Origin of the sequence: Pinisolibacter sp., assembly GCF_036782435.1 — a bacterium.
Lineage (GTDB): Bacteria > Pseudomonadota > Alphaproteobacteria > Rhizobiales > Ancalomicrobiaceae > CALBKH01.
The window spans coordinates 28,884-52,088 of sequence record NZ_DAIPZB010000004.1 but is presented as its reverse complement, the minus strand read 5'-3'; the positions used below and the strand labels follow the sequence as shown (position 1 = coordinate 52,088).

The following is a 23,205-nucleotide window of genomic DNA, read 5'->3' as shown; positions in this document are numbered from 1 at the left end:
CCGGCCGCCCCTTCCTGCGAGAGGACGAGCGCATGACCGCCGAACCCGACTACAAGGACATCCCCGGCACCTACGTCTTCGACGCCGAGCAGTCGAGGAAGGGCTACGGGCTCAACCAGTTCTGCATGTCGCTGCGCGGCGCCGCCAATCGCGACGCCTTCCGCGCCGACGAGGCCGGCTACCTGAAGCGCTTCGGCATGACGCCCGAGCAGGAGCAGTCGATCCTCACCCGCGACTGGAACCGCATGCTCGAGCTCGGCGGCAACATCTACTTCACCGCCAAGCTGGCGGCGACCGACGGCATCACCTTCCAGGATCTCGCCGCCAAGATGACCGGCGTCGACCGCGACACCTATCGCGCCATGATGCTCGCCGGCGGCCGCCCGATCGAAGGCAACCGGTCCAAGAAAGAATGGGAGGGCCGCTGATCATGGCCGAGATCGTCGCCGCCGCCTTCACCTCGCACGTCCCCGCCATCGGCGTCGCCCTCGATACCGGCCATGACCGGGACGACTATTGGCGTCCGGTCTTCGCCGGCTACGAGAAGGCCAAGGAGTGGATCGGGCAGGTGAAGCCCGACGTGGTCATCTGCGTCTACAACGACCACGCCACCGCCTTCGACCTCAGCCTGATCCCGACCTTCGCGCTCGGCTGTGCGGCCGAATTCCAGCCGGCCGACGAGGGGTGGGGTGCCCGCCCCGTGCCGGTGGTGAAGGGCCACCCCGAACTCGCCTGGCACATCGCCCAGTCGCTGGTCCTCGACGAGTTCGACATCACCATCGTCAACGACATGGAGGTCGACCACGGCCTGACCGTGCCGCTGTCGCTGATGTTCGGCAAGACCGACGCCTGGCCCTGCCCGGTGATTCCGCTCGCCGTCAACGTCGTGCAGTTCCCGCCGCCGACCGGCAACCGCTGTTTCAACCTCGGCAAGGCGATCCGCCGCGCCGTCGAGAGCTTCCCGGCCGATCTGAAGGTGGTGATCCTCGGCACCGGGGGCATGTCGCACCAGCTGCAGGCGCAACGCGCCGGCCTGATCAACGCCGACTTCGACAACCGCTTCCTCGACCTGCTCGAGACCGATCCGGTCGCCGCCACCCGCATCACCCACACCGAGTTCCTGCGCGAGTCCGGCTCCGAGGGCATCGAGCTGGTGATGTGGCTGGTCGCCCGCGGCGCCCTCGACGACACGGTCGAGACGGTCCATCGCTTCTATCACGTGCCGGCGTCCAACACCGCCGTCGGCCATCTCATCCTGGAGAACGCTCGCGCCACTGCTGCCGAGTGAGGGAGGTTTCGATGAAGATCTGCGTGGCCGGCGCCGCCGGCGCCTTCGGCATGAAGCACCTCGACGCCATCAAGGCGATCGACGGCATCGAGGTCGTCTCGGTGGTCGGCGGCGGCCCCGACGACATCGAGGGCTTCGCCCGCGCCCGGGGCATCCCGCACGCCACCAAGGACCTCGCCGAGGCGCTCGCCCGGCCCGACGTCGAAGCCGTGATCCTGGCCACCCCGACGCAGGTCCACGCCGCCCAGGCGATCCAGTGCCTGAAGGCCGGCAAGCACGTCTTCGTCGAGATCCCGATGGCCGACAACCTCGCCGACTCGGAAGAACTCGTCCGCGTCCAGAAGGAGACCGGCCTCGTCGCCATGGCCGGCCACGTCCGCCGCTACAATCCCTCGCACCAGTGGATCCACAACCGGATCAAGTCGGGCGAGCTGAAGATCCAGCAGATGGACGTGCAGACCTACTTCTTCCGCCGTTCGAACCTCAACGCGCTCGGCCAGCCGCGCACCTGGACCGACCACCTGCTGTGGCACCACGCCTGCCACACCGTCGACCTCTTCCAGTATCAGACCGGTGAGGTGGCGAGCGAAGCCTTCGGCCTCCAGGGTCCCAAGCATCCGGAACTCGGCATCGCCATGGACATGGCGATCGGCATGAAGACTCCGTCCGGCGCCATCTGCACCCTGTCGCTGTCGTTCAACAACAAGGGGCCGCTCGGCACCTATTTCCGCTACATCTGCGACAACGGCACCTACATCGCCCGCTACGACGACCTCTACGACGGCGACGAGAAGAAGATCGACCTGACCGGCGTCGCGGTCTCGTCGAACGGCATCGAGCTGATCGATCGCGAGTTCTTCGCGGCGATCCGCGAGGGTCGCGAGCCCAACGGATCCGTCGGCCAGTGCCTCGACGCCATGCGCACCCTCGACCGCATCGAGAAGTCCTTCGGCAGTTGAGACGGCCACACGTCGCACCGATGCCTTCGACGCCTCCCCGTTCGACCGATCGGGGAGGCGTCGGTGTCTCGGTCGTCAATGCATCTCCTCGGCGGCGCCGTCACCGTTCAAGCGCCAGACCGCGAAGTTGAGCAGCACCGCGAAGCTCACCCAGGCGAGATAGGGCACCAGCAACAGCGCTGCGATCGTGTCCAGCTGGACCGCCACCAACAGCGTGGCGACGATCGCGAGCCAGAGCAGGCAAACGTCGGCGAAGGCGAGATCGATCCGCTTCGCCCCGAAGAACAGTGGCGCCCAGGCGGCGTTGAAGGCGAGCTGGATCGCCCACAGGAGGGTCGCCTCCTCGTAGACGTCGTGCCGCGACAGACACCAGCCGGCGACCGCGATCAGGATGTAGATGATCGACCAGACCGGCGCGAAGATCCGTTTCGGCGGCTGCCACGCCGGTTTCGTCAGCCCCTCGTACCAGGCGTCCGGCCGAAACGCCGCACCGGCCGCGGCGGCCAGAGCGGTGACCCCCAGATATCCAGCGAGTGCGATACAATCCCACATGCGAGGCGATGTCCTCTTCGCCGACGACGATGAGGGAACCAACCCGCGAACCGCGATTCGGTTCCCGCGCTGGTCGTCTCTCCCTGCTCGAGCGCACAGGGGCGCCGCCTCACCCGGCTTCCACCTGCGCCCGCTGCGCCTTGCGGAACTCGCTCGGCGTCATCCCCGTCCGCCGACGGAAGAAGCGCCAGAAATAGGCGGGATCCTCGAAGCCCAACTCGTAGGCGAGCTTCGATACCGGCGCGGCGATGTAGACGAGCTTGCGCCGCGCCTCGAGCAGCAGCCGCTCCTGGATCACCTCGAAGGCCGAACGCCCGGTGACCGCCCTGACCGCCCGATCGAGCCGGCTTTCGGTCACCCCCAGAGCCGCCGCATAGATGCCGACCGCCAGATGTTCGGCGAACCGCGCCTCCACCAGGGCACGGAACCGCCCGTGCAACTCGGCCTCCGGCCGCACCGCCGCCTCCGCCCGGCGAGTCGAGGCGTGGCAGCGGGCGAGTTGTACCAGCGCGCCGATCACCGACGCCTCGATCGCCGTCGTCCACGCCGGAGCGCGGCTGCGGAACTCCTCGTCGATGTCGGCGAAATGGCGGGCGAGGCGCTCGTTCACCGCGCCGACCCCGCCGAGGTCCACCATCGCCGGCGCTTCGAACAACGCCGCGACCAGCGCCGCCCGTTCCGCCCCACCGGTGCCGAGGCGTCCCTCGGCGAAGGTCAGCACCCGCCCTGCCGTACCCGGCTCGAAGCGGAAGGCGTGCACCGTGCCGGCCGGCACCAGCACCGCGCAGGGGCCGGCCGCTAACGTCACCACGTCGTCGAGCCGTGCCGTCACGCCGCCGGAGAACACCATCAGCACCTGCGCCAGCCCGTGATGGGCATGGCGATCGATCTCCCAGTCGTAGCGTTCCGATCGATCGGCGATCGCCTCGATGTGGACGAATTCGTCGTCCGGCGCCTCCGACGCTTCGCCATAGAGAGAAAATACAGGGACGGCCCGCGCCGCCGGCAGCCGTGGGCGCCCGGATTTTCGGACATATTCATTTGCTGCAGCGCACATTTCGATTTCCGATCGAGCCTCGATACTCATCGGAAAAGTACAGAATTTGTCCCCCTTCGTCCATTTTGCCGCACCTCCGTCCGTGGCACCGTCGATCATCCCGTCGGACCCGGTGCCCGCGCGCCGGACGACACGCCGTCGGTTCGGCTCACGAGGCGGCGCCCGCGTCGCGACGGATCGCAGAGAAAAGAGCGAGGGCCGCGCCGAGCGATCGGAGGCGAGCCGTCCAGGGAGGTCCGATGTTCAGCTTCGATCCATATTCGCCGGCCGTCGACGCCGATCCCTTCCCCTACTACAAGCGCCTGCGCGACGAGTTCCCGTGCTTCTGGAGCCGCGAGTCGGAAATGTGGGTGCTGTCGCGCTACGGCGACATCGTCGCCGCGCTCAACGACTGGCAGACCTATTCCTCGGCCAAGGGCAACCTGATGACCGAGCTGCCCAATCGCGCCGGAGCGACGCTGGGCACCACCGATCCACCGCGCCACGATCGTCTGCGCGGCCTCATCCAGCACGCCTTCATGAAACGCAATCTCGAGTCGCTCGCCGATCCGATCCGCGACATCGCCAAGGCCTCGGTCGCCGAGATCGCCGGCGAGAAGACCTTCGACTTCATCGAGGACTTCTCCGCCAAGTTCACGGTCCGCGTGCTCTTCGCCGCCCTCGGCCTGCCGATGGGTGACGAGACGACGGTGCGCGAGAAGGCGGTGCTGATGGTCCAGTCGGACCCGCACACCCGCGCCAAGGGCCCCGAGCACATCGCCGCCTACAACTGGATGCAGGACTATGCGGCCAAGGTCATCGCCGAACGCCGCAAGAACCCGCTCAACGACCTGATCTCGCACTTCTCCATGGCCGAGATCGACGGCGACCGGCTCGACGAGCGCGAGGTGCTGCTCACCACCACGACACTGATCATGGCGGGCGTGGAATCGCTCGGCGGCTTCATGGCGATGTTCGCGCTGAACCTCGCCGATCATCACGACGTCCGTCGCGCCGTGGTCGCCGATCCGGCGCTGCTGCCCGACGCGGTGGAGGAATCGCTGCGCTTCAACACCTCCGCCCAACGCTTCCGCCGCTGCCTGACCCGCGACGTCGAGATGCACGGCGAGAGGATGCGCGAGGGCGACTTCGTCTGCCTCGCCTACGGCTCGGCCAACCGCGACGAGCGCCAGTTCGCCGACCCCGACGTCTACGACCTGAAGCGCAAACCGCGCGGCCATCTCGGCTTCGGCGGATCGGTGCACGCCTGCCTCGGCACGGCGGTCGCCCGCATGTCGGTGAAGATCGCCATGGAGGAGTTCCACAAGGTCGTTCCGGACTACACCCGCGTCCAGGAACAACTGCCGTGGATGCCGTCCTCGACCTTCCGCTCGCCGCTGAAGCTCGATCTGGCGGTCGCCTGAGGCGTACCGGCTCGGATCCCGCGTAGCCGCCCGCCTTCGACCGAGGGCGGGCGGTGTATCCGCGCCTCGACCGCGCCGATCGGTCGCGACCTCGGACGACGAAGGTCGCCACGAACGCATGGACCGCGTCGCCGAGACGTCGGATGATGCCACGTCGGCCGGACGGGTGCGACGCGAAGACGGAAGAGTTCCCAAGAGGAGGATGGACGGAATGGTGAAGGTGGTGTTCATCGAGCCGACGGGCGGCGAAGTCGAACTCGACGCGACCGAAGGCTGGTCGCTGATGCAGGTGGCGACGTCGCAGGGTGTCGATGGCATCGACGCCGAGTGCGGCGGCTCCTGCGCCTGCGCCACCTGTCACTGCTACGTCGAAGGCGAGGCGGCGGACCAGGTGCCGGCGCCGAGCGAAGCGGAACTCGCCATGCTCGAACACGTCGTCGCCGAGCGGCGGTCCAACAGCCGCCTGTGTTGCCAGATCAAGGCGACGCCGATGATCGAGGGATTGATCCTCAGGGTAGCGGAGACACAGTCGTGAGCGAACGGGCGATGGTCATCGTCGGCGCCGGCCAGGGCGGACTGCAACTGGCCGAGAGCCTCCGGAGCGAAGGTTGGACCGGACCGATCCGGCTCTTCGGCGAAGAGAAACACGCTCCCTACCATCGCCCGCCCTTGTCCAAAGCCCTGGTCTGCGGCGACCAGACCGCCGACCATCTGGTGATCCGAGGGCCGGAGTTCTTCGCCAAGAAGGGCATCGACCTCGTCACCGGCACCCGCGTCGTCGCCATCGATCGGGCGGCGCGCGAAGTCGAACTCGCCGACGGCAGCCGCGTCCCCTACGCCGGCCTCGGCCTCGCCACCGGCTCGCGCGCCCGCACCCTGCCGCTGCCCGGCGCCGACCTCGACGGCATCCTGGTGCTGCGCAGCCTCGACGACGCCCTCGCCATCAAGGATCGCCTGGAGACCGCCCGCAGCGTCGCGGTGGTCGGTGGCGGCTTCATCGGCCTCGAGGTCGCCTCCTCGGCCCGCAAGCTCGGCTGCGAGGTCACCGTGATCGAGGCGCTGCCGCGCCTCATGGCCCGCGCCGTCTCCGAAGCGGTGTCGGCGTGGTACGCCGACCTCCACACCGACCACGGCGTCCGCGTCCTCCTCGCGACCGGCGTCACCGGCTACACCGGCGCCGACGGCCGCGTCACCGCGGTGGAGACCTCCGCCGGGCCGATCGCCGCCGATCTGGTGATCGTCGGCGTCGGCGTGATCCCCGACGACGATCTCGCTCGCGCCTGCGGCCTCGACTGCGACCGCGGCGTCATCGTCGACGACTGCGCCCGCACCTCCGACCCCGAGATCGTCGCGCTCGGCGACTGCACCGCTCGACGCCTCCCCGACGGGTCGACGCTCCGGCTCGAGTCGGTCCAGAACGCCATCGAGCAGGCCAAGTCCGGCGCCGCCTGGCTGATGGGCAAGGAACGGCTGTTCACCGCCGCACCGTGGTTCTGGTCGGATCAGTACGACGTCAAACTTCAGATGGTCGGCCTCTCCACCGGCCACGACCGCTCGGTCACCCTGGGCTCGCCCGAGGAAGGCCGTTTCTCCATTCTCTATTGGCGAAAAGGCACCTTCGTCGCGGTCGACAGCATCGCCCGCCCGGCCGACCACATGGCCGCCCGCCGGCTCCTCGACCGCGGCGCCGCGCTCACCCCCGAAGAAGCGGCCGAACCGGGCTTCGACCTCGCCGCCCGCGCCCGGGCAGGATGACCACGAAGGCTCTCGGAGCCGCCCCACCGCCCTCCGAGAGTCCTTTCGAAAAATTCTAGATTGCAGATTTTTTCCACACCCCCGGAAGCGACGCTGCTCCGGCCGGGCTTTCTGCGCGCGCCGCGAAAACCCGCCCGACGGTTCCTCTCACGTCACCCCCCTCCCCGCCCGTCTCGGTGGTGACGATCCGTCGCACTTGTCCCTGCCTCCGTCAAACTTGGAGACGGAATATAATATTCATCTGAAATATAAGTTCTGACACCTCCGGCGGCGATGCCCCGGGGGTGATCGGTTCCATGCGAGGGAGGAAGGGATGCGATCACCTCTTGGTGTGGCCGGTGCATTGTTCGCCGTGGCACTGCTGTTCTCCGGCCCGTCGCGCGCCGAGGACGTCGCCGAGCAACTGTCGGCACGGCCGGCGACGCCGGCGGCGGCGCAGAAATCGAGCGGACTGAAGGGCGGCACCGCCGATCATTCCAAGTTCGAGGCGCTGAAGGGCCCGTTCGCCGACGGCTCCGAAGTGACCAAGGCGTGCCTCTCCTGCCATACCGAGGCGGGTAAGCACTTCATGAAGTCGATCCACTGGACCTGGGACTACACCAATCCCAAGACCGGTCAGAAGCTCGGCAAGCACAACGTCATCAACAACTTCTGCACCAACGCCCGTGGCAACGAGGGCATGTGCGCCCAGTGTCACGCCGGCTACGGCTGGAAGGACGACACCTTCGACTTCACCAACCAGAACAACATCGACTGTCTGGTCTGCCACGACACCACCGCGACCTACTACCGTCTGCCGAACTCCCGCGGCCACGACGCCTGCGGTGTGATGTTCGAAGGCAAGAAGCCGATCGATCTGCCCAAGGTCGCTCAGCACGTCGGCCTGCCCGGCCGCCAGAACTGCGGCACCTGCCACTACAACGGCGGCGGCGGCGACGGCGTCAAGCACGGCGATCTCGACTCCAGCCTCAACGCGCCCTCCAAGGCGGTCGACGTCCACATGTCGCCCGACGGCGGCAACTTCGCCTGCACCAACTGCCACGTCTCCGACAAGCACATCGTGTCCGGCAGCCGCTACGACATGATCGCCAAGGACGACAAGGGCCCCGGTGCGCCCGGTTCGCGTCGCGACGTCGCCACCTGTGAATCGTGCCATTCGGCGAAGCCGCACGACAAGCCCAGCCTCATCGGCTATCAGCTCGACACCCACGCCGAGCGCATCGCCTGCCAGACCTGCCACATCCCCAAGATCGCCCGCGGCGGCGTCGCCACCATGGTCGATTGGGACTGGTCCACCGCCGGCAAGATGATCGACGGCAAGGGCTATGCCCTCGAAGAGTACAAGCAGGGCAACGGCCAGGAGCGCCACACCTATTGGACGATCAAGGGCGACTTCAAGTGGAACGAGAACTTCGCCCCGACCTACAAGTGGTTCGACGGTCGGATGATGTACACGACCATCGACACCAAGATCGACGACTCCGAGCAGCCCGTGGCGATCAACGCGGTGATGGGCGGCCCCGCCGATCCGAAGGCGCGCATCTGGCCCTTCAAGGAGATGCACACCCGTATCCCGTGGGACCCCAAGAACAAGTCGCTCGTCTACAACCACCTGTGGGGTAAGGACGACACCGCCTATTGGGGCAACTTCGACATGCTGAAGTCGGTCGCCGCCGGTATGAAGATCGAGAACCGTCCGTTCTCCGGCGAACTCGGCTTCCTGCCCACCGTCTCCAACTGGCCGATCACCCACATGGTGGCGCCCAAGACCGACGCGGTGAAGTGCGGCGAGTGCCACACCGAGAAGAGCCGTCTGGCCGGCCTGCCGGGGGTCTACATGCCCGCCCACAGCTCCGTGCGTTGGCTCGATCTCCTCGGCTACGCCATGCTCGCGGCCACCCTCGGCGGCATCGTCCTGCACAGCCTCGCCCGCATCGTCATGGGCAAGAAGAAGACCCACGGAGAAGTGTGATGACCGATCTTTCGATGGCGGCCGGCACCCCTCCGGTCAAGACCAAGCGCGCGGTGATGATCTATTCCCGCTACGAGCGCTTCTGGCACTGGTCTCAGGCGATCCTGATCTTCGTCCTGGCGATGTCGGGCTTCGCCGTTCACGGCTCGCTGCCGTTCGTGAAGTTCGGAACGGCGGTGACGATCCACTCCTGGGCGGCGATCGCGTTGATCGTGCTGTGGATCTTCACCACCTTCTGGCACTTCACCACCGGTCAGTGGCGGCAGTACCTGCCCCAGCTCTCCGGCCTGCCGGCGGTCATCCGCTTCTATGCCTGGGGCATCCTCACCGGGGCGCCCCACCCCTATTCCAAGACCCTGCGTCGCAAACAGAATGCGCTGCAGTCGCTCGCCTACCTGTTCTTCATGGTGCTGATCGGTCCGGCTCTGTGGTCGACGGGCATCGTCTATCTCGCCTACCCGCTGTGGGCGAACTGGGCGATCGGCACCATCGGCCTGCCGGCGGTGGCCTTCCTCCATACCGCCGCGGCGTTCCTGATGGTCACCTTCGTCATCATCCACGTCTACATGACGACGACCGGCAAGACGGTGACCCACTACGTCAAGACCATGATCACCGGTTACGACGCGATCGAGCTGACCGCCGCCGAAGCGGCCTATCTCGAAGAAGAGAAGTCCGGCCTGCTCAAGAAGTGAGCCGAGCCGCCACGGCGCCGACGCGCGCCGCGGTGAAGGCTTCGCTTCCGGTCGCGACCGCGAGAAGAGAAGAGGGGCGCGGCTCGGCCGCGTCCCTCTTCGTCGTTTTCCGTCACGGGCGGGACACCTCAGCCGGGAAAGCCCACCGCCGCCAGCGCCGCCACGAAAGCCGGCACGTCGGCGACCTGCAGGCCGGCGAGATTGATCCGACCGGACCCCGCCATGTAGACCGCGTGCTCGGTCCGGAGCGTCCGGATCTGCTCGGGCGACAGCGGCAGCGTCGAGAACATGCCCTGCTGACGAGCGAGGAAAGCGAGGCGCTGATCGGCGCGGGCGAGTGCCGCGCGCACCTCGCGCACCCGCGCCCCCATCCGGTCGAGTTCCTCGCGCCAGACCTTGGTCAGAACGGCACTCTCCAGCACGGTGCGCACGATCGCCGCGCCGTGATCCGGCGGCATCGACCAGTTCACCCGGGCGAGCGCCGCCATGTTGGACTTCACCGTCGCCGCCGCGGCCTCGTCGCGGGCCAGCGCATAGATCGCTCCGACGCGCTCGCGATAGAGCCCGAAGTTCTTGTCGCAGGAATAGGCGATCAGCACCTCCGGCAGCACCGCCATCAGCCGGCGCGTCCCGTAGGCGTCCTCTTCGAGGCCGCGACCGAGCCCCTGATAGGCGAGATCGACGAAGGGCGTCACGCCGCGCGCCGCGAGGAGATCGGCGAGCTCGTCCCACTGCGCCTCGTCGAGATCGGCGCCGGCCGGGTTGTGGCAGCAGCCGTGCAGCAGCACCACGTCGCCCGGCCCGGCGGCGGCGACCGCCGCCTTCAGCCCGGCGAAATCGAGCGTCTGGCTCGCCACGTCGAAGAACGGATGGGCGACGAGCGTCAGCCCGGTCGCCTTGATGATCGGCGCATGGTTCGGCCAGGTCGGCGTACCGACGAGCACCCGCGCACCGGGCTTCGCCATCGCGATCAACTCCGCGCCGAGACGCAGCGCACCGGTGCCGCCCGGCGTCTGTACGCCGACGAGCCGCGCTCCCGGATCGGCACCGAACGCGATCGGCTTCAACAGGTCGACGAAGGTGAGGTCGCCCTCCGGACCGAGATAGGACTTGGTGGTGCGCGTCTCGAGCAGGATCCGCTCGGCCTCCTTCACCGCGCGCATGATCGGCGTCGCGCCGGTCTCGTCGCGGTAGACCCCGACCCCGAGGTCGAGCTTGTTCGCTCGCGGATCGTCACGGAAGAGGCCGATGAGGGCGAGGAGGGCGTCGGCGGGTTGCTCGGCGAGGGTCTCGAACATGGAATCTCCGGAAGGCCGAAAGGACGGGCGAGGCCTTCTCTACCATGTTCCGACCGAACCGGAACGCCGGATCGACCCGACCGCCCCCTTGGCGTCGAACCCGGGACGATCGACGCGTGACCGCGGGAGCGGACGTCAGGTCGGCGACCCCGCCTCCGCCTCCGACCGGCCGAGGAACGGCGCCTCCACCTCGCGCGTCTCCTTCGACGGTACCACCGGCACGATCTCGAACGAGACGCCGAGACCGCGCCATTTCAACACCCACTCCTGCAACCGCCGCAGGTCGTCGCAGCGTATCAACCGGAAGCAGCGCGCGAAATTCGCCTCGATCCGGCTGTCGAGGTGATCGAGCCCGTCGGGGAGCATCCGCCCGTCGGGGAGCATCCGCCGATGGATCGGCACCATGTCGGCGTCGCGGAAGCGGTCGATCACCATGAACGGCATCGTGAGGATCCCCACCGGCGGCCGGACGACCGGCCGTCGCGGCGGTCCTGTCACCGACAGCGGAGGAAGGCGAGCCCGTCGACGATCGCCCCCGGCATCGTCCCGATCCGCGCTTTCGCGGCGTCGAGATCGATCGACGCGCCGGACGAACTCTCCCAGCGCCGGGCGAGCAGCCGACCACCGGCCGGATCCCAGAGGATCACCACCGCCCCCGGTCCGGCGACCGTGTCGGGTCGCCGCGCCGCCCGGTGGTCGCAGGAGACGAGGGCTTCGCCCTCCTCGCGCGTCGCCGGATCGAAGAACAGCCGCCGCCAACGCGCCTCCGCCTCGGCGTCGCGCATCCGCGATTCCGAGTCGTGGCCCTGCATGGCCGGGGCCCCCGCTGCGGCTTTGCGCATCGCTTCGAGCGCGCTATCCTCGGCGCGAACCACGGGCGGGGCGGCGAGGATCGCCACCACCGTCGCCACACATGCGTTGAAACACGTGGTTCGGGAGAGCTCCGACATCATTTTCCGATCTTCCCCGACGCGAGGGGCGTCGTCTTGATCGTTTTCAAGGCGGACTCACGGATTCGTGACCAACTGTCGGGTCGTTCGGTCCCTGTAGGAGAGGAACATGACCCACGCCGTATTCCATTCGGCGAAGCTTCTCGGCGGTGCTGCGCTCGCGAGCCTCATGCTCGCCGCGCTGCCCAGCGCCGGCTTCGCTCAGACCGCCGATGCCCCGCCGACGCTCACCAAGGAGCAGATGGAGCAGGGCAACACCATCTACTTCCAGCGCTGCGCCGGCTGCCACGGCGTTCTGCGCAAGGGCGCCACGGGTAAGAACCTCGAGCCCGCCTGGACCAAGAAAGCCGCCGACGGCACCGTCACCGAGGGCGGCACGCTCAAGCTCGGTCAGTCGCGTCTCGAGAAGATCATCGCCAACGGCACCGACGGCGGCATGGTCAACTTCGACGACATCCTCAGCAAGGACGAGATCAAGCTGATCGCGACCTACATCCAGCAGACGCCGGTCGCCCCGCCCGAATGGGGCATGAAGGACATGATGGCGTCCTGGAAGAACATCGTTGCGCCGGACAAACGTCCGACCAAGCAGATGAACAGCATCAATCTGTCGAACGTCTTCTCGGTGACGCTGCGTGATGCGGGCCAGATCGCCCTCATCGACGGCGACACCAAGCAGATCATCTCGACGGTGAAGACCGGCTACGCCGTTCACATCTCGCGTCTGTCGGCCTCCGGCCGCTACGTCTACGTCATCGGCCGCGACGGCCTCTTGTCGCTGATCGATCTGTGGATGGAGAAGCCCGCCGTCGTCGCCGAGATCAAGATCGGCCTCGACGCCCGCTCCGTCGACACCTCGAAGTTCAAGGGCTACGAGGACAAGTACGCGATCGCCGGTTCCTACTGGCCGCCGCAGTACGTCATCATGGACGGTGACACGCTGAAGCCGCTCAAGGTCGTCTCGACCCGTGGCGTCACCGTGGACGGCGAATATCATCCCGAGCCGCGCGTCGCTTCGATCGTGTCGTCTCAGATCAAGCCGGAGTGGGTGGTCAACATCAAGGAGACCGGCCTCATCCAGCTCGTCGACTACTCCGACATCAAGAACCTGAAGACCACCACCATCGAGTCGGCCAAGTTCCTGCACGACGGTGGTTGGGATTCGACCGGCCGCTACTTCCTGGTCGCCGCCAACGCCTCCAACAAGGTGGCGGTGGTCGACACCAAGGAAGGCAAGCTCGCTGCTCTCGTCGACACCAAGAAGATCCCGCATCCGGGTCGTGGCGCGAACTTCGTCCATCCGAAGTTCGGTCCGGTCTGGGCAACGGGCCATCTCGGCGCCGACGTGATCACCCTGATCGGCACCGATCCGGAGAAGCATCCGGACAGCGCCTGGAAGGTGGTGCAGGAGCTCAAGCACATGGGCGCCGGCAACCTCTTCGTGAAGACCCATCCGAAGTCCAAGAACCTGTGGGCCGACGCGCCGCAGAATCCGGAGAAGGACATCGCCGAGTCGGTCGCGGTCTACGACCTGACCAACCTCGACAAGGCTCCGGAGATCATCAACGTCGCCAAGCTCGCCGGCCTGCCGGAGTCCAAGGCGATCAAGCGCGTGACCCAGCCGGAATATTCGAAGGACGGCACCGAGGTGTGGGTGTCGCTGTGGGCCGGTAAGACCGAGCCTTCGGCGGTCGTGGTCTTCGACGACGCCACCCGCAAGGTGAAGGCGGTCGTCAAGGATCCGAAGCTGATCACCCCGACCGGCAAGTTCAACGTCTACAACACCCAGCACGACATCTACTGATGTCTCCCGCCTCCGGGGGCGCTCGCCCCCGGAGGCTTCTCCTCCTCATTCGCCCATCGGTAGGAGCCGGACCCATGGCGGGCCTCTTCGGGAAATTGTCTTCGCTCTGGAGCACTCTGCGTCGTCCGAGCGTCTCCTGGTCGATCCTGACGTTGACCGCCGGCGGGTTCGTCGCCGGCATCGTCTTCTGGGGCGGCTTCAACACCGCCATGGAAGCGACCAATACCAAGGAGTTCTGCATCTCCTGTCACGAGATGGAGAGCACCGTCTACCAGGAGTACAAGGGCACCATCCACGCGGCCAACCGCACCGGCGTCTCCGCCGTGTGCTCCGACTGCCACGTGCCGAAGGACTGGACCCACAAGATCATCCGCAAGATCCAGGCGTCCCAGGAAGTCTGGGGCAAGCTCACCGGTTCGATCTCCACGCCCGAGAAGTTCGACGCCAAGCGCCTCACCCTCGCCAAGCACGAGTGGGAGCGCATGAAGGCGACCGACAGCCGCGAATGCCGCAACTGTCACACCTTCGAGGGCATGAACCCGGAGAACCAGCGCCCGCGTGCCCGCAAGCAGCACATGGCGGCGATGGAGGCCGGCAACACCTGCATCGACTGTCACAAGGGCATCGCCCACAAGAACGTTCGTGACCGCCTGACCGACGCCGAGATGGAAGCGCTCGAGAAGCCGGTCGCCGCCTTCGCCCGCCCGATCCCGGCGACCTACACCGAAGGCCTCGCCCGCGCCGAGGCGAAGGAAGCCGCCGCCGCCAAGGCCAAGGAGGCCGAGATCGCCGCCGCCGCCGACGCCGTCGCCTCGACGAAGGTCGCCCAGGCCAGGGCCGAGATCGAGAAGGCCGCGCAGGCGAAGATCGCCGCCGCTCTCGCCGCCGCCAAGCCGGCCGATGGCGCCGCACCGGCCGCCGCTCCCGCCGCGGCCGCGGCTCCGGCTGCCGCTCCGGCCGCCGCCGCTTCGACCGGCGGCATCGACTGGGCCGGCGTCAAGGTTCAGAAGGTCAACCTCTTCTATCCCGGCATCGCCTCCTACGAGTGGGTGCAGACCGGCCGTGACCACGGCGGCGCCCGCACCTTCCTGAAGTCCGGCGATCGCTGTGCCGAGTGCCACATCAAAGAAACCAAGGACATGGGCGCCAAGATCGTCTCCGGCGAGAAGGCCGAGCCGACGCCCATCCCCGGCAAGCGCGGCAACGTCGACGTCGGCGTCCAGGTCGTCTACGACGCGGACAAGCTCCACTTCCGCTTCCAGTGGACCAACGCCGCCCACGCGCCGGTCCCCTTCGCCGAGGGCGGCAAGCTCGACCCGATGAACCAGGTCAAGCTCGCGGTGACGCTGGCCAAGGCCGAAGGCATCGAGCGCATCGATCAGGCCGGCTGCTGGACCTCGTGCCACTCCGACGCCCGCACCATGCCGGATACGCCCAAGGCCGACGCACTGAAGGCCGGCCCGGCCGAGCTGAACCTCACCGACGGCGTCCGCAAGTACCTCGCCGACACCCGCACCGAAGTCGACCTCAAGGGCGATTCTGGCGCGCGCGGCGGCTGGAACAAGCTGAAGCCCGCCGCCGACATCGAGGCGATGCTGAAGGCCGGATCCTTCCTCGACCTGATGCGCTTCCGCTCCGGCGCCGCGCCCGAGCACGGCTACATCCTGGCCGACCGCATCATGGAGGGCGGCAGCCCGATCGAAGCCACCGGCACGCTCGACGGCGACACCTGGACGGTCACCATGACCCGCTCGCTCGAGGCCGCGACCGACAAGGAACTGGCGATCGAACCGGGCAAGACCTACATCATCGGCATCGCCCTCCACGACGACTACGCCGCGGCCCGCTTCCACCATGTGTCGCTGGCCCTCAAGTTCGGCCTCGACCTCGCGGACGCCGAGATCGTCGCGACCAAGAAGTGAGAAGAACCGCCATGACCGCCCTCGCCCGGTGCCTGCGTGACGACCACCCCCAAGGGTCGCGACGCGTGATCGGGGCGGTCATGGCGGGCCTCGTCCTCCTCGCCTGCGCCATCCCCGGACCGGCCGCGGCCCAGAGCCCCAAGCTGACCCCGGAGGAGCGCGCCGCGATCTGCGCCGAGGCCGAACCGCGCCTAAAGGACTGGCTCGCCGACCATCCGATCGGCGAAGCCACCGTGGTCGTGGCCACCTGGAAAGAGGTCTTCTGCCCGGAGACCGTCACCGTGAAGGCCGGCCAGAAACTGCTCTTCGTCAACGTCGAGAAGCGCACCTCCCATTCGGTGTGGTTCAAGGCCGACGGCCGCGCCGAGAGCCAGCGCTTCTTCCCCGACGAGACCGTCGAACAGCCCGTCGACCTCGACGAGGGCGAACACGATTTCGTCTGCGGTCCCCATCCCTGGATGCGCGGCAAGGTCATCGTCGAAGGGGCGAAGAAATGAAGCCGCTCCTCGCCACCCTCCCGGCGCTCGCACTGCCGCTCCTGGCGGCGGTCCTCGTCGCCTCGCCGATCTCGGCGGCGCGCTCCGAACCGGATGCGGCGACGAAGACGCGCCTCACCCATCTCCTCGTCCAGGATTGCGGCTCCTGCCACGGCCTCACCCTCCAGGGCGGCCTCGGCAAGCCGCTCCTGCCCGAGAACGTCTCCGACCGCGACGCCGAAGTCCTGGCCGAGATCATCCTCGACGGCATCCCGGGCACGCCGATGCCGCCGTGGAAGGGGCTCCTGAGCCGGGACGAAGCCCTCTTCATCGCCGAAACACTGAAGAGGGGGCTGCCGCAATGACCACCACTCCGACCTCCCGCCGCGGTCTCTTCCGCGCCGCGAGCGCCGGCTTGGCGGCGGGCCTGCTGCCCGGCACCGCCCGCGCCGCGGAACCGATGGTCCGCGGCACCGGCGACCTCGGCCTGATCGTCGAGCGCGCCACCGGCTCGCTGCTCCTCGTCGACACCACCGCCCGTTCGGTGCTGGCGCGGATCGACGGTCTCGGCGACATGAGCCACGCCTCGTTGGTCTACGACCGCTCCGAGCGCTGGGCCTTCGTCTTCGGCCGCGACGGCGGCCTGACCAAGGTCGATCTCCTCACCGCCTCGATCGTGAAACGCGTCGTCCAGGGCGGCAACGCCATCGGCGGCGCCATCTCCGACGACGGCAAGCTCGTCGCCGTGTCGAACTACAAGCCCGGCGGCGTCCGCGTCTTCGACGCCGAGACGCTGGAGATGCTCGCCGACGTGCCGGCGATCGACCGCCGCGGCGCGCCGTCGAAGACCGTCGGTCTCGTCGATCTGCCCTTCCGCACCTTCGCCTGGTCGCTGCTCGACGGCGACGAGATCTGGATCGGCGACTTCACCGACGCCCGCGCCCCGAAGCTGACGAAATATCCCGACATCGGCCGCCTTCCCTATGATGGCGTCGCCACCTCCGACGGTCGTTGGTACATCGCCGGCCTGTTCGGCGAGGACGCACTTACGCGCCTCGACCTGTGGACCGACGGTGCGAAGCCGGAGAAGGTGCTCGCCGGCTACGGCAAGGGTGCCGAACCGCTGCCCGTCTACAAGATGCCGCACATGGAAGGCTGGGGCTCGGCCGGCGATCTCCTGTTGATGCCGGCGGTCGCCCATCACGAGGTGCTGGCCGTCGACCGCAACAGCTTCCGCGAAGTCGGCCGCATCGCCGTTCACGGCCAGCCGGTGTTCTGCGTCGCCCGCCCCGACGGCCGTCAGGTCTGGGTCAACTACGCCCATCCTCACAACGACACGGTCGAAGTCATCGACGTGCCGAGCCTGAAGGTGGTGCATTCGTTCAAACCGGGACCGGCGGTCCTCCATCTCGAGTTCTCGCCGCGCGGCCACGAGGTCTGGATCTCGGTGCGCGACGAGAACCGCATCGACATCCACGAGACCAAGACCTTCACCAAGATCGGCGAGATCGCGGCCAAGAGCCCCTCGGGCATCTTCTTCACGCCGCGCGCCCATCGGCTGGGAGTGTGACGCCATGCACGCCCCTCTGCTCTCCCCCCTGCAGAAGCGCCTCCTCGACGGCTGGCAACGCGGCCTGCCGCTCGTCGCCCGCCCCTTCGCGGCGATCGCCGAGGAGATCGGCTGCGGCGAGGAGAGCGTGATCGAGGCCTCTGCCGAAATGATCGCCCGCGGTGTCGTCTCCCGTCTCGGCCTGGTGGTGCGTCCCAACACCGCCGGCGCCTCGACGCTCGCCGCCGTCGCCTGCCCCGGATCCCGCATCGACGAAATCGCCGAGATCGTCTCGGCCGAACCGGGCGTCAACCACAACTACGAGCGCGAACATTCCGATCTGCCGATCTGGTTCGTCGCCACCGGTGCGAACCGCGACGCCGTCGACGCCACCCTCGACCGGCTGCGCGACGCCACCGGCTGCGACATCCTCGATCTCAGGCTCGAACGCGAATACCGCATCGACCTCGGCTTCGCCCTCGACGGCCCCTGCCGCCCGCACGACCACACCCCGGCGAAGCGCGCGGCGACACAGGCCGAGCGGCGTCTCCTCGCCGCCCTCGCCGACGGCCTGCCGCTGGTCTCCCGCCCCTTCGCCGCGATCGGCGCCGACCTCGGCCTCGGCGAGACCGATGTGACGACGATGCTCGCCGGGCTCTGCGAGGCCGGCATCGTCAAGCGCATCGGCTACATCGTCCGCCACCGCCCGCTCGGCTTCTCCTCGAACGCCATGGTGGTCTTCGACGTCGCAGAGCGCCATGTCGACGAAATCGCCGAGGCCTTCCTCGGCTCCCCAGCCGTCACCCTGCTCTACCGCCGCCGCACCGCCGGCCCACGTTGGCCCTATCGTCTCTACGCCATGATCCACGGCCGCGACCGCGCGACGGTGGAGGACGAGGCCGCGGCCCTGCTCGCCCGCTGGCCCGAGCCGATCGACCACCGCGTCCTCTTCTCCACCCGTTGCTTCAAGCAGACCGGCGCGAGGATGGACCGGTGAGATCCGCCGAGGCCCCGGCGCTGCTCGACGAGATCGACCGCCGCATCGTCAACGCGCTCCAGGGCGGCTTCCCGCTCGTCCCGCGTCCCTATGCGGCGGTGGCCGAGACCTTGGGTCTGTCCGAAGCCGAGCTGCTCGCCCGCCTGCACGGCCTCGTCGCCTCCGGCGTGCTCTCCCGCTTCGGACCGATGTTCGACGCCGAGAAGTTCGGCGGCGCCGTCTCGCTCGCCGCCATGGCGGTACCCGTCGATCGCTTCGACGCGGTCGCCGCGGTGTTGATGGACCTGCCCGAGGTCGCCCACAACTACGAGCGCCGCCACCCTCTCAACATGTGGTTCGTCATCGCCACCGAGACCCCCGCCGGCATCGGCGCGGCCCAGCGCGCCATCGAGGCGAAGACCGGGTTGAAGGTCCTGCTCTTCCCGAAGGTGCGCGAGTATTTCGTCGGCATGAGGGTCGAAGCATGAGCCGCCCGCCGCTCGATGCCCTCGATCGCGCCATCATCGCCGCCACGCAAGGCGGTCTGCCGCTGACCCCGACGCCCTACGCCGATGTCGCCGCACGCGTCGACGCAGACGAGGCCGAGGTCATCGCCCGCCTCTCCCGAATGCTCGAGGCCGGCGCCGTCCGCCGTATCGGCGCGGTGCCGAACCACTACCGTCTCGGCCTCTCCCACAACGGCATGACGGTATGGGACGTCGACGACGCCGAGGTCGACCGTCTCGGTGAAATCGTCGGCGCCCTCGATTTCGTCACCCACTGTTACCGACGCCCGCGCGCCCTGCCCGATTGGCCCTACAACCTCTTCGCCATGGTGCACGGCAGGAGCCGCGACGAGGTGGAGGCCAAACGCGCCGAGATCGTCGATCTCCTCGGCGGCTTCGTCCGCGCCTCCGACATCCTCTATTCGACCCGTATCCTGAAGAAGACGGGCCTGAGGATCGCCGGCTGACGCGGACGGAACCGCGGCGGCGCCGACGCGACGGCCCCCGAAATCGGTGTAGGATCCCCTGTCGCTCGCCGACACGGCCGAAAGCCCTACGTGGAACTTCGTGACCCGACTTCGGTCAAGGCCGCGCCGCACCGCCGCCCCTAAGGTCGGCCGCGATTTCGTCCAGAGGGGGACGACGATGTTTCGTCTGACACGATTCCTGCAGGAGCTGGTCGCTCCGACGCCGGTGCGGCCGCGCCGCGATCCGCCCGGCCCGGTGGTGATCTGGAACCTGATCCGCCGCTGCAATCTCCTGTGCAAGCACTGCTATTCGATCTCCGGCGACGTCGATTTCCCCGGCGAGCTGAAGACCGATCAGGTGTTCCGCGTCCTCGACGACCTGAAAGCGGCACGCGTCCCGGCGATCATCCTGTCCGGTGGCGAACCGCTGCTCCGGCCCGACATCTATCGAATAGCCGACCGCGCCAAGTCGCTCGGTTTCTCGGTGTCGCTGTCGTCGAACGGCGCGCTGGTCGACGACGCTCACGCCGATCGCATCGCCGCCACCGGTTTCGACTACGTCGGCGTCAGCCTCGACGGCATCGACGCCGTCCACGACCGCTTCCGCGGCCGCCCCGGCTCCTTCGACGCCTCGATCGCCGGCATCCGCCGGCTCTCCGCCCGCGGCGTCAAGGTCGGCCTGCGCTTCACCATGACGACCGACAACCAGGAGAGCTTCCCGGCCCTGCTCCAGCTGATGCGGGCCGAGGGCGCGACCAAGTTCTACCTCTCCCACCTCGTCTATTCGGGCCGCGGCAACAAGAACCGCGCCACCGACGCCGAGTTCGCGGTGACCCGCGACGCCATGCGCCGCCTCTTCGCCGTGGCTCTCGCCGACGTGCTCGCCGGCTCGGATCGCGAATACGTCACCGGCAACAACGACGCCGACGGCGCGTACCTCTGGATGTGGGTGAAGGAGAACTTCCCCGACAAGCTCGACCACATGCGCGGCAAACTCGCCGAATGGGGCGGTAACGCCTCCGGCGTCAACGTCGCCAACATCGACAACCTCGGCGTCGTCCACCCCGATACCTTCTGGTGGGACTACCCACTCGGCAACGTGCTCGAACGTCGCTTCGGCGACATCTGGGCCGACACCTCCGATCCGCTGATGGCCGGCTTCAAGGCACGGCCGCGGCGGATCTCCGGCCGCTGCGGCGAATGTTCCTTCTTCGACGTGTGCGGCGGCAACACCCGCGTACGCGCCTATCGCCTCACCGGCGACGCCTTCGCCGAGGATCCCGCCTGCTATCTGACCGACGCCGAGATCGGCCTCGCGGGCGACCGCGACCGGCTCGCCGTGACACCGTTCCGGGGATTGTCCCATGAGCCCTACCGTGTGGCGTGACCTCGCCCATCGCGCCGATCTCTGGCTGCGCACCGAACCTCGGCGTCCCGTCCGCCACCTGTCGCTGCTCGATCGTTCGCTCGTCGGCGCCGTCGGCCTCGCCGCCTTCGTCGGCGCGATGATCGTCGCCGGCGCCGCGCTGGCCGAACCCGACGCGCCCGCCCTCTACGCCGAACACTGCGCCGCCTGCCACGGCGAGACCCGTCTCGGCGGCCAGGGTCCGGCGCTGCTGCCGGTCTCGCTCGGCCGCATCAGGACGGCGGAAGTCGCCGAGACCATCCGCAACGGTCGCGCCGCCACCCAGATGGAGGGGTTTTCGACCAAGCTCGGCGAGCCCGAGATCGCGGCGCTCGCCGCCTTCGTCCTGAAGGAGCCGAAGGTCCAGCCGACCTGGACGCTCGACGACGTGCGCGCCAGCCGCGAGGTTCACGCCGTCCCGACGGCGACGAAGCCGGTGTGGGATGCCGACCCGCTCAACCTCTTCGTCGTGGTCGAGGCCGGCGACCATCACGTCACCCTGCTCGACGGCGACAAGTTCGAGCCGATCACCCGTTTCGCCTCGCGCTTCGCCCTCCACGGCGGCCCGAAATTCACCCCCGACGGCCGGTACGTCTTCTTCGGCTCGCGCGACGGCTGGATCACCAAGTACGACCTGTGGACTCTGTCCGTGGTCGCAGAGGTCCGCGCCGGCATCAACATGCGCAACATCGCGCTCTCGTCGAACGGGCAGTGGGTGGCCGCCGCCAATTACCTGCCGTCGACCCTGGTGATCCTGTCGGCACTCGATCTTTCGCCGGTGAAGCAATTCGACGTCGCCGACCAGAAGGGCACGCCGTCGCGCGTCTCCGCCGTCTATCAGGCGCCGGACCGCCGCAGCTTCGTCGCGGCGCTGAAGGACGTGCCCGAGGTCTGGGAGATCTCCACCGAGGCCTCGCCGTCCGGCCGCGATTTCCCGCTGCGCCGCATCGCCGTCGCCGACGCCATCGACGATTTCTTCTTCGATCACGGCTATCGCCACCTGCTCGGCGCCTCGCGCGACGGCTCCAGCGCCCTCGTCGTCCGCCTCGACGACGGCGTCACCGTCGCCACCCTGCCGCTGCCCGGCATGCCGCATCTCGGCTCCGGCATCTCCTTCATGAAGGACGGCCGCCGCGTCATCGCCGCGCCGCATCTGAAGGAGGGCAAGATCTCGATCATCGACGCCGAGACCTGGGCGGTGACCGGCACCATCACCACCTCCGGCCCCGGCTTCTTCCTGCGCAGCCACGAGAAGACCCCTTATTTCTGGGCCGACGCCATGATGGGGTCGAAGAAGGACGGTATGCAGATCGTCGACAAGCGGACGCTGCAGATCTCGACCGTCCTGACTCCCGAGCCGGGCAAGATCGCCGCTCATACCGAGTTCGATCGCTCCGGCCGCCACGCCCTCGTTTCGGTGTGGGATCTCGACGGTGCTCTCGTCGTCTACGATGCCGAGACCCTGCAACCGGTGAAGCGCCTACCGATGAAGAAACCCGTCGGAAAATACAACGTCTACAACAAGATCACCTTCTCCGAGGGCACCAGTCACTGATCACCGCCCTCGACGACCCACGGAGAGTCCTCATGGCCTCGACGCGCCGCGCCGTTCTCGGCGTCCTCGCCACCGCCACCCTGTTCGCCACGCTGTCGCCCGCGTTCGCCGGCCAGCGCATCCTCGGCATCGACCAGACCGGTAAACCGGTCCCCGAAACGCTGCAGACCGGCTGGCGGCTGGTCTATTTCGGATACACCTTCTGCCCCGACGTCTGCCCGCTCGGTCTCCAGACCATGGCCGAGGCGCTCGATCTGCTCGGCCCCTTCGGCGAAAAGCTGACCCCGATCTTCGTCACCGTCGATCCCGATCGCGACAAGCCCGAGGTGATGGCCGGCTACGTGACCTTCTTCCACCCCCGCCTCGTCGGCGTCACCCCGACCACCGACGAGCTGCAACAGATGGCCAAGGCCTGGCGGGTGAAATACGCCAAGGTCGATGTCGGCGAAGGCCGCCCCTACCTGATGGATCACACCGCGGCGATCTTCATCGTCGACCCCGACGGCAACGTCGTCGGCCGCCTCAGCCACAACCTCGCCGCCGCCCGCATGGCCGAGAAGATCCGCTCCGTGCTCGAGGCGCGTTCGTGAGTAGCGGCGATCCGAGCAGCGGACGG

Annotated in this window: 24 protein-coding genes; 19 read left to right on the top strand and 5 right to left on the bottom strand. The window is 68.0% G+C overall.

Translation table 11 applies throughout. The annotated features are described in order from the left end of the window. Window positions 1–32 precede the first annotated feature (32 nt). From ligA to V7Q42_RS02700, 3 genes are read left to right on the top strand one after another with little or no spacing between them, the layout of a single operon-like run. On the top strand, window positions 33–428 hold the full coding sequence (gene ligA, locus V7Q42_RS02710; RefSeq protein ID WP_333822305.1) for a protocatechuate 4,5-dioxygenase subunit alpha: 396 nt from the start codon (window positions 33–35) through the stop codon (window positions 426–428). Window positions 429–430: 2 nt separating this feature from the next. Continuing rightward, window positions 431–1,288, top strand: a complete 858-nt coding sequence (locus tag V7Q42_RS02705) for a class III extradiol dioxygenase subunit beta (RefSeq protein ID WP_333822303.1) — start codon at window positions 431–433, stop codon at window positions 1,286–1,288. Between the two features lie 11 nt (window positions 1,289–1,299). Continuing rightward, window positions 1,300–2,247, top strand: a complete 948-nt coding sequence (locus V7Q42_RS02700) for a Gfo/Idh/MocA family oxidoreductase (protein WP_333822301.1) — start codon at window positions 1,300–1,302, stop codon at window positions 2,245–2,247. A gap of 75 nt (window positions 2,248–2,322) precedes the next feature. Here the strand turns inward: V7Q42_RS02700 and V7Q42_RS02695 are convergent, their stop codons facing one another. Together V7Q42_RS02695 and V7Q42_RS02690 are read right to left on the bottom strand one after the other, a co-directional pair. Next, window positions 2,323–2,799, bottom strand: a complete 477-nt coding sequence (locus tag V7Q42_RS02695; protein ID WP_333822299.1) for a TspO/MBR family protein — start codon at window positions 2,797–2,799, stop codon at window positions 2,323–2,325. 109 nt (window positions 2,800–2,908) lie between these two features. Next, window positions 2,909–3,856, bottom strand: a complete 948-nt coding sequence (locus V7Q42_RS02690; RefSeq protein ID WP_333822297.1) for a helix-turn-helix domain-containing protein — start codon at window positions 3,854–3,856, stop codon at window positions 2,909–2,911. A 239-nt stretch (window positions 3,857–4,095) separates the two neighbouring features. On the opposite strand from V7Q42_RS02690, the gene V7Q42_RS02685 reads away from it, so the two are divergent. The 5 genes from V7Q42_RS02685 to V7Q42_RS02665 all read left to right on the top strand — a co-directional run bounded on the left by V7Q42_RS02685 (window position 4,096) and on the right by V7Q42_RS02665 (window position 9,681). Continuing rightward, entirely contained in the window at window positions 4,096–5,259 is a 1,164-nt protein-coding gene (locus tag V7Q42_RS02685; RefSeq protein WP_333822295.1) for a cytochrome P450, read from the top strand. A gap of 211 nt (window positions 5,260–5,470) precedes the next feature. Further along, window positions 5,471–5,794, top strand: a complete 324-nt coding sequence (locus V7Q42_RS02680; RefSeq protein ID WP_333822294.1) for a ferredoxin — start codon at window positions 5,471–5,473, stop codon at window positions 5,792–5,794. Continuing rightward, on the top strand, window positions 5,791–7,014 hold the full coding sequence (locus V7Q42_RS02675) for an NAD(P)/FAD-dependent oxidoreductase (RefSeq protein WP_333822293.1): 1,224 nt from the start codon (window positions 5,791–5,793) through the stop codon (window positions 7,012–7,014). Before V7Q42_RS02680 ends, V7Q42_RS02675 begins: the two co-directional genes overlap by 4 nt. Before the next feature lie 313 nt (window positions 7,015–7,327). After that, the gene (locus V7Q42_RS02670) at window positions 7,328–8,986 is read left to right on the top strand and encodes a tetrathionate reductase family octaheme c-type cytochrome (RefSeq protein ID WP_333822292.1); all 1,659 of its coding nucleotides are present in this window, start codon (window positions 7,328–7,330) and stop codon (window positions 8,984–8,986) included. Then, complete coding sequence (locus V7Q42_RS02665; protein WP_333822290.1) at window positions 8,986–9,681, top strand: cytochrome b/b6 domain-containing protein; 696 nt, start codon at window positions 8,986–8,988, stop codon at window positions 9,679–9,681. Before V7Q42_RS02670 ends, V7Q42_RS02665 begins: the two co-directional genes overlap by 1 nt. 128 nt (window positions 9,682–9,809) lie before the next feature. On the opposite strand, the gene V7Q42_RS02660 is transcribed toward V7Q42_RS02665, so the two are convergent. From V7Q42_RS02660 to V7Q42_RS02650, 3 genes are all read right to left on the bottom strand, one after another. Next, on the bottom strand, window positions 9,810–10,979 hold the full coding sequence (locus tag V7Q42_RS02660) for an amino acid aminotransferase (RefSeq protein ID WP_333822288.1): 1,170 nt from the start codon (window positions 10,977–10,979) through the stop codon (window positions 9,810–9,812). Window positions 10,980–11,114: 135 nt separating this feature from the next. Then, the gene (locus V7Q42_RS02655) at window positions 11,115–11,423 is read right to left on the bottom strand and encodes a DUF3303 domain-containing protein (RefSeq protein WP_333822286.1); all 309 of its coding nucleotides are present in this window, start codon (window positions 11,421–11,423) and stop codon (window positions 11,115–11,117) included. A 50-nt stretch (window positions 11,424–11,473) separates the two neighbouring features. Then, window positions 11,474–11,929, bottom strand: a complete 456-nt coding sequence (locus tag V7Q42_RS02650) for a hypothetical protein (RefSeq protein ID WP_333822284.1) — start codon at window positions 11,927–11,929, stop codon at window positions 11,474–11,476. A gap of 109 nt (window positions 11,930–12,038) precedes the next feature. Here V7Q42_RS02650 and V7Q42_RS02645 point away from each other — a divergent pair, with 109 nt between their 5' ends. The 11 genes from V7Q42_RS02645 (at window position 12,039) to V7Q42_RS02595 (ending at window position 23,179) form a co-directional block, all read left to right on the top strand. Continuing rightward, window positions 12,039–13,733, top strand: coding sequence for a cytochrome D1 domain-containing protein (locus tag V7Q42_RS02645; protein WP_333822283.1), 1,695 nt, complete (start codon window positions 12,039–12,041; stop codon window positions 13,731–13,733). Between the two features lie 74 nt (window positions 13,734–13,807). Then, window positions 13,808–15,655 (top strand): NapC/NirT family cytochrome c, encoded by a 1,848-nt coding sequence (locus V7Q42_RS02640; RefSeq protein WP_333822282.1) that lies wholly within the window; start codon window positions 13,808–13,810, stop codon window positions 15,653–15,655. An 11-nt stretch (window positions 15,656–15,666) separates the two neighbouring features. After that, a complete protein-coding gene (locus V7Q42_RS02635; RefSeq protein WP_333822280.1) occupies window positions 15,667–16,152 on the top strand; it encodes a cupredoxin domain-containing protein in 486 nt (161 codons plus the stop codon). Continuing rightward, complete coding sequence (locus V7Q42_RS02630) at window positions 16,149–16,496, top strand: c-type cytochrome (protein ID WP_333822278.1); 348 nt, start codon at window positions 16,149–16,151, stop codon at window positions 16,494–16,496. The genes V7Q42_RS02635 and V7Q42_RS02630 overlap by 4 nt, the downstream gene beginning before the upstream one ends. After that, complete coding sequence (locus tag V7Q42_RS02625; RefSeq protein WP_333822275.1) at window positions 16,493–17,701, top strand: cytochrome D1 domain-containing protein; 1,209 nt, start codon at window positions 16,493–16,495, stop codon at window positions 17,699–17,701. Before V7Q42_RS02630 ends, V7Q42_RS02625 begins: the two co-directional genes overlap by 4 nt. 4 nt (window positions 17,702–17,705) lie before the next feature. Beyond that, on the top strand, window positions 17,706–18,677 hold the full coding sequence (ahbB, locus tag V7Q42_RS02620) for a siroheme decarboxylase subunit beta (RefSeq protein ID WP_333822273.1): 972 nt from the start codon (window positions 17,706–17,708) through the stop codon (window positions 18,675–18,677). After that, complete coding sequence (locus V7Q42_RS02615; RefSeq protein WP_333822271.1) at window positions 18,674–19,144, top strand: Lrp/AsnC family transcriptional regulator; 471 nt, start codon at window positions 18,674–18,676, stop codon at window positions 19,142–19,144. Before ahbB (V7Q42_RS02620) ends, V7Q42_RS02615 begins: the two co-directional genes overlap by 4 nt. Continuing rightward, the gene (gene ahbB, locus V7Q42_RS02610; RefSeq protein ID WP_333822268.1) at window positions 19,141–19,629 is read left to right on the top strand and encodes a siroheme decarboxylase subunit beta; all 489 of its coding nucleotides are present in this window, start codon (window positions 19,141–19,143) and stop codon (window positions 19,627–19,629) included. The genes V7Q42_RS02615 and ahbB (V7Q42_RS02610) overlap by 4 nt, the downstream gene beginning before the upstream one ends. Window positions 19,630–19,807: 178 nt before the next feature. Next, the gene (nirJ, locus tag V7Q42_RS02605) at window positions 19,808–21,016 is read left to right on the top strand and encodes a heme d1 biosynthesis radical SAM protein NirJ (RefSeq protein ID WP_333822266.1); all 1,209 of its coding nucleotides are present in this window, start codon (window positions 19,808–19,810) and stop codon (window positions 21,014–21,016) included. Next, entirely contained in the window at window positions 20,994–22,589 is a 1,596-nt protein-coding gene (locus V7Q42_RS02600) for a cytochrome D1 domain-containing protein (protein ID WP_333822264.1), read from the top strand. The genes nirJ and V7Q42_RS02600 overlap by 23 nt, the downstream gene beginning before the upstream one ends. Window positions 22,590–22,621: 32 nt before the next feature. After that, complete coding sequence (locus tag V7Q42_RS02595) at window positions 22,622–23,179, top strand: SCO family protein (RefSeq protein ID WP_333822263.1); 558 nt, start codon at window positions 22,622–22,624, stop codon at window positions 23,177–23,179. Window positions 23,180–23,205: the final 26 nt, after the last annotated feature.

What these genes read in the sequence shown, in the direction of transcription:
- ligA (WP_333822305.1), top strand. Translation starts at nt 33, where the DNA reads ATGACCGCCGAACCCGACTACAAGGACATCCCCGGCACCTACGTCTTC.
- V7Q42_RS02705 (WP_333822303.1), top strand. Translation starts at nt 431, where the DNA reads ATGGCCGAGATCGTCGCCGCCGCCTTCACCTCGCACGTCCCCGCCATC.
- V7Q42_RS02700 (WP_333822301.1), top strand. Translation starts at nt 1,300, where the DNA reads ATGAAGATCTGCGTGGCCGGCGCCGCCGGCGCCTTCGGCATGAAGCAC.
- V7Q42_RS02695 (WP_333822299.1), bottom strand. Translation starts at nt 2,799, where the DNA reads ATGTGGGATTGTATCGCACTCGCTGGATATCTGGGGGTCACCGCTCTG.
- V7Q42_RS02690 (WP_333822297.1), bottom strand. Translation starts at nt 3,856, where the DNA reads ATGTGCGCTGCAGCAAATGAATATGTCCGAAAATCCGGGCGCCCACGG.
- V7Q42_RS02685 (WP_333822295.1), top strand. Translation starts at nt 4,096, where the DNA reads ATGTTCAGCTTCGATCCATATTCGCCGGCCGTCGACGCCGATCCCTTC.
- V7Q42_RS02680 (WP_333822294.1), top strand. Translation starts at nt 5,471, where the DNA reads ATGGTGAAGGTGGTGTTCATCGAGCCGACGGGCGGCGAAGTCGAACTC.
- V7Q42_RS02670 (WP_333822292.1), top strand. Translation starts at nt 7,328, where the DNA reads ATGCGATCACCTCTTGGTGTGGCCGGTGCATTGTTCGCCGTGGCACTG.
- V7Q42_RS02665 (WP_333822290.1), top strand. Translation starts at nt 8,986, where the DNA reads ATGACCGATCTTTCGATGGCGGCCGGCACCCCTCCGGTCAAGACCAAG.
- V7Q42_RS02660 (WP_333822288.1), bottom strand. Translation starts at nt 10,979, where the DNA reads ATGTTCGAGACCCTCGCCGAGCAACCCGCCGACGCCCTCCTCGCCCTC.
- V7Q42_RS02655 (WP_333822286.1), bottom strand. Translation starts at nt 11,423, where the DNA reads ATGCCGTTCATGGTGATCGACCGCTTCCGCGACGCCGACATGGTGCCG.
- V7Q42_RS02650 (WP_333822284.1), bottom strand. Translation starts at nt 11,929, where the DNA reads ATGTCGGAGCTCTCCCGAACCACGTGTTTCAACGCATGTGTGGCGACG.
- V7Q42_RS02645 (WP_333822283.1), top strand. Translation starts at nt 12,039, where the DNA reads ATGACCCACGCCGTATTCCATTCGGCGAAGCTTCTCGGCGGTGCTGCG.
- V7Q42_RS02640 (WP_333822282.1), top strand. Translation starts at nt 13,808, where the DNA reads ATGGCGGGCCTCTTCGGGAAATTGTCTTCGCTCTGGAGCACTCTGCGT.
- V7Q42_RS02635 (WP_333822280.1), top strand. Translation starts at nt 15,667, where the DNA reads ATGACCGCCCTCGCCCGGTGCCTGCGTGACGACCACCCCCAAGGGTCG.
- V7Q42_RS02630 (WP_333822278.1), top strand. Translation starts at nt 16,149, where the DNA reads ATGAAGCCGCTCCTCGCCACCCTCCCGGCGCTCGCACTGCCGCTCCTG.
- V7Q42_RS02625 (WP_333822275.1), top strand. Translation starts at nt 16,493, where the DNA reads ATGACCACCACTCCGACCTCCCGCCGCGGTCTCTTCCGCGCCGCGAGC.
- ahbB (WP_333822273.1), top strand. Translation starts at nt 17,706, where the DNA reads ATGCACGCCCCTCTGCTCTCCCCCCTGCAGAAGCGCCTCCTCGACGGC.
- ahbB (WP_333822268.1), top strand. Translation starts at nt 19,141, where the DNA reads ATGAGCCGCCCGCCGCTCGATGCCCTCGATCGCGCCATCATCGCCGCC.
- nirJ (WP_333822266.1), top strand. Translation starts at nt 19,808, where the DNA reads ATGTTTCGTCTGACACGATTCCTGCAGGAGCTGGTCGCTCCGACGCCG.
- V7Q42_RS02600 (WP_333822264.1), top strand. Translation starts at nt 20,994, where the DNA reads ATGAGCCCTACCGTGTGGCGTGACCTCGCCCATCGCGCCGATCTCTGG.
- V7Q42_RS02595 (WP_333822263.1), top strand. Translation starts at nt 22,622, where the DNA reads ATGGCCTCGACGCGCCGCGCCGTTCTCGGCGTCCTCGCCACCGCCACC.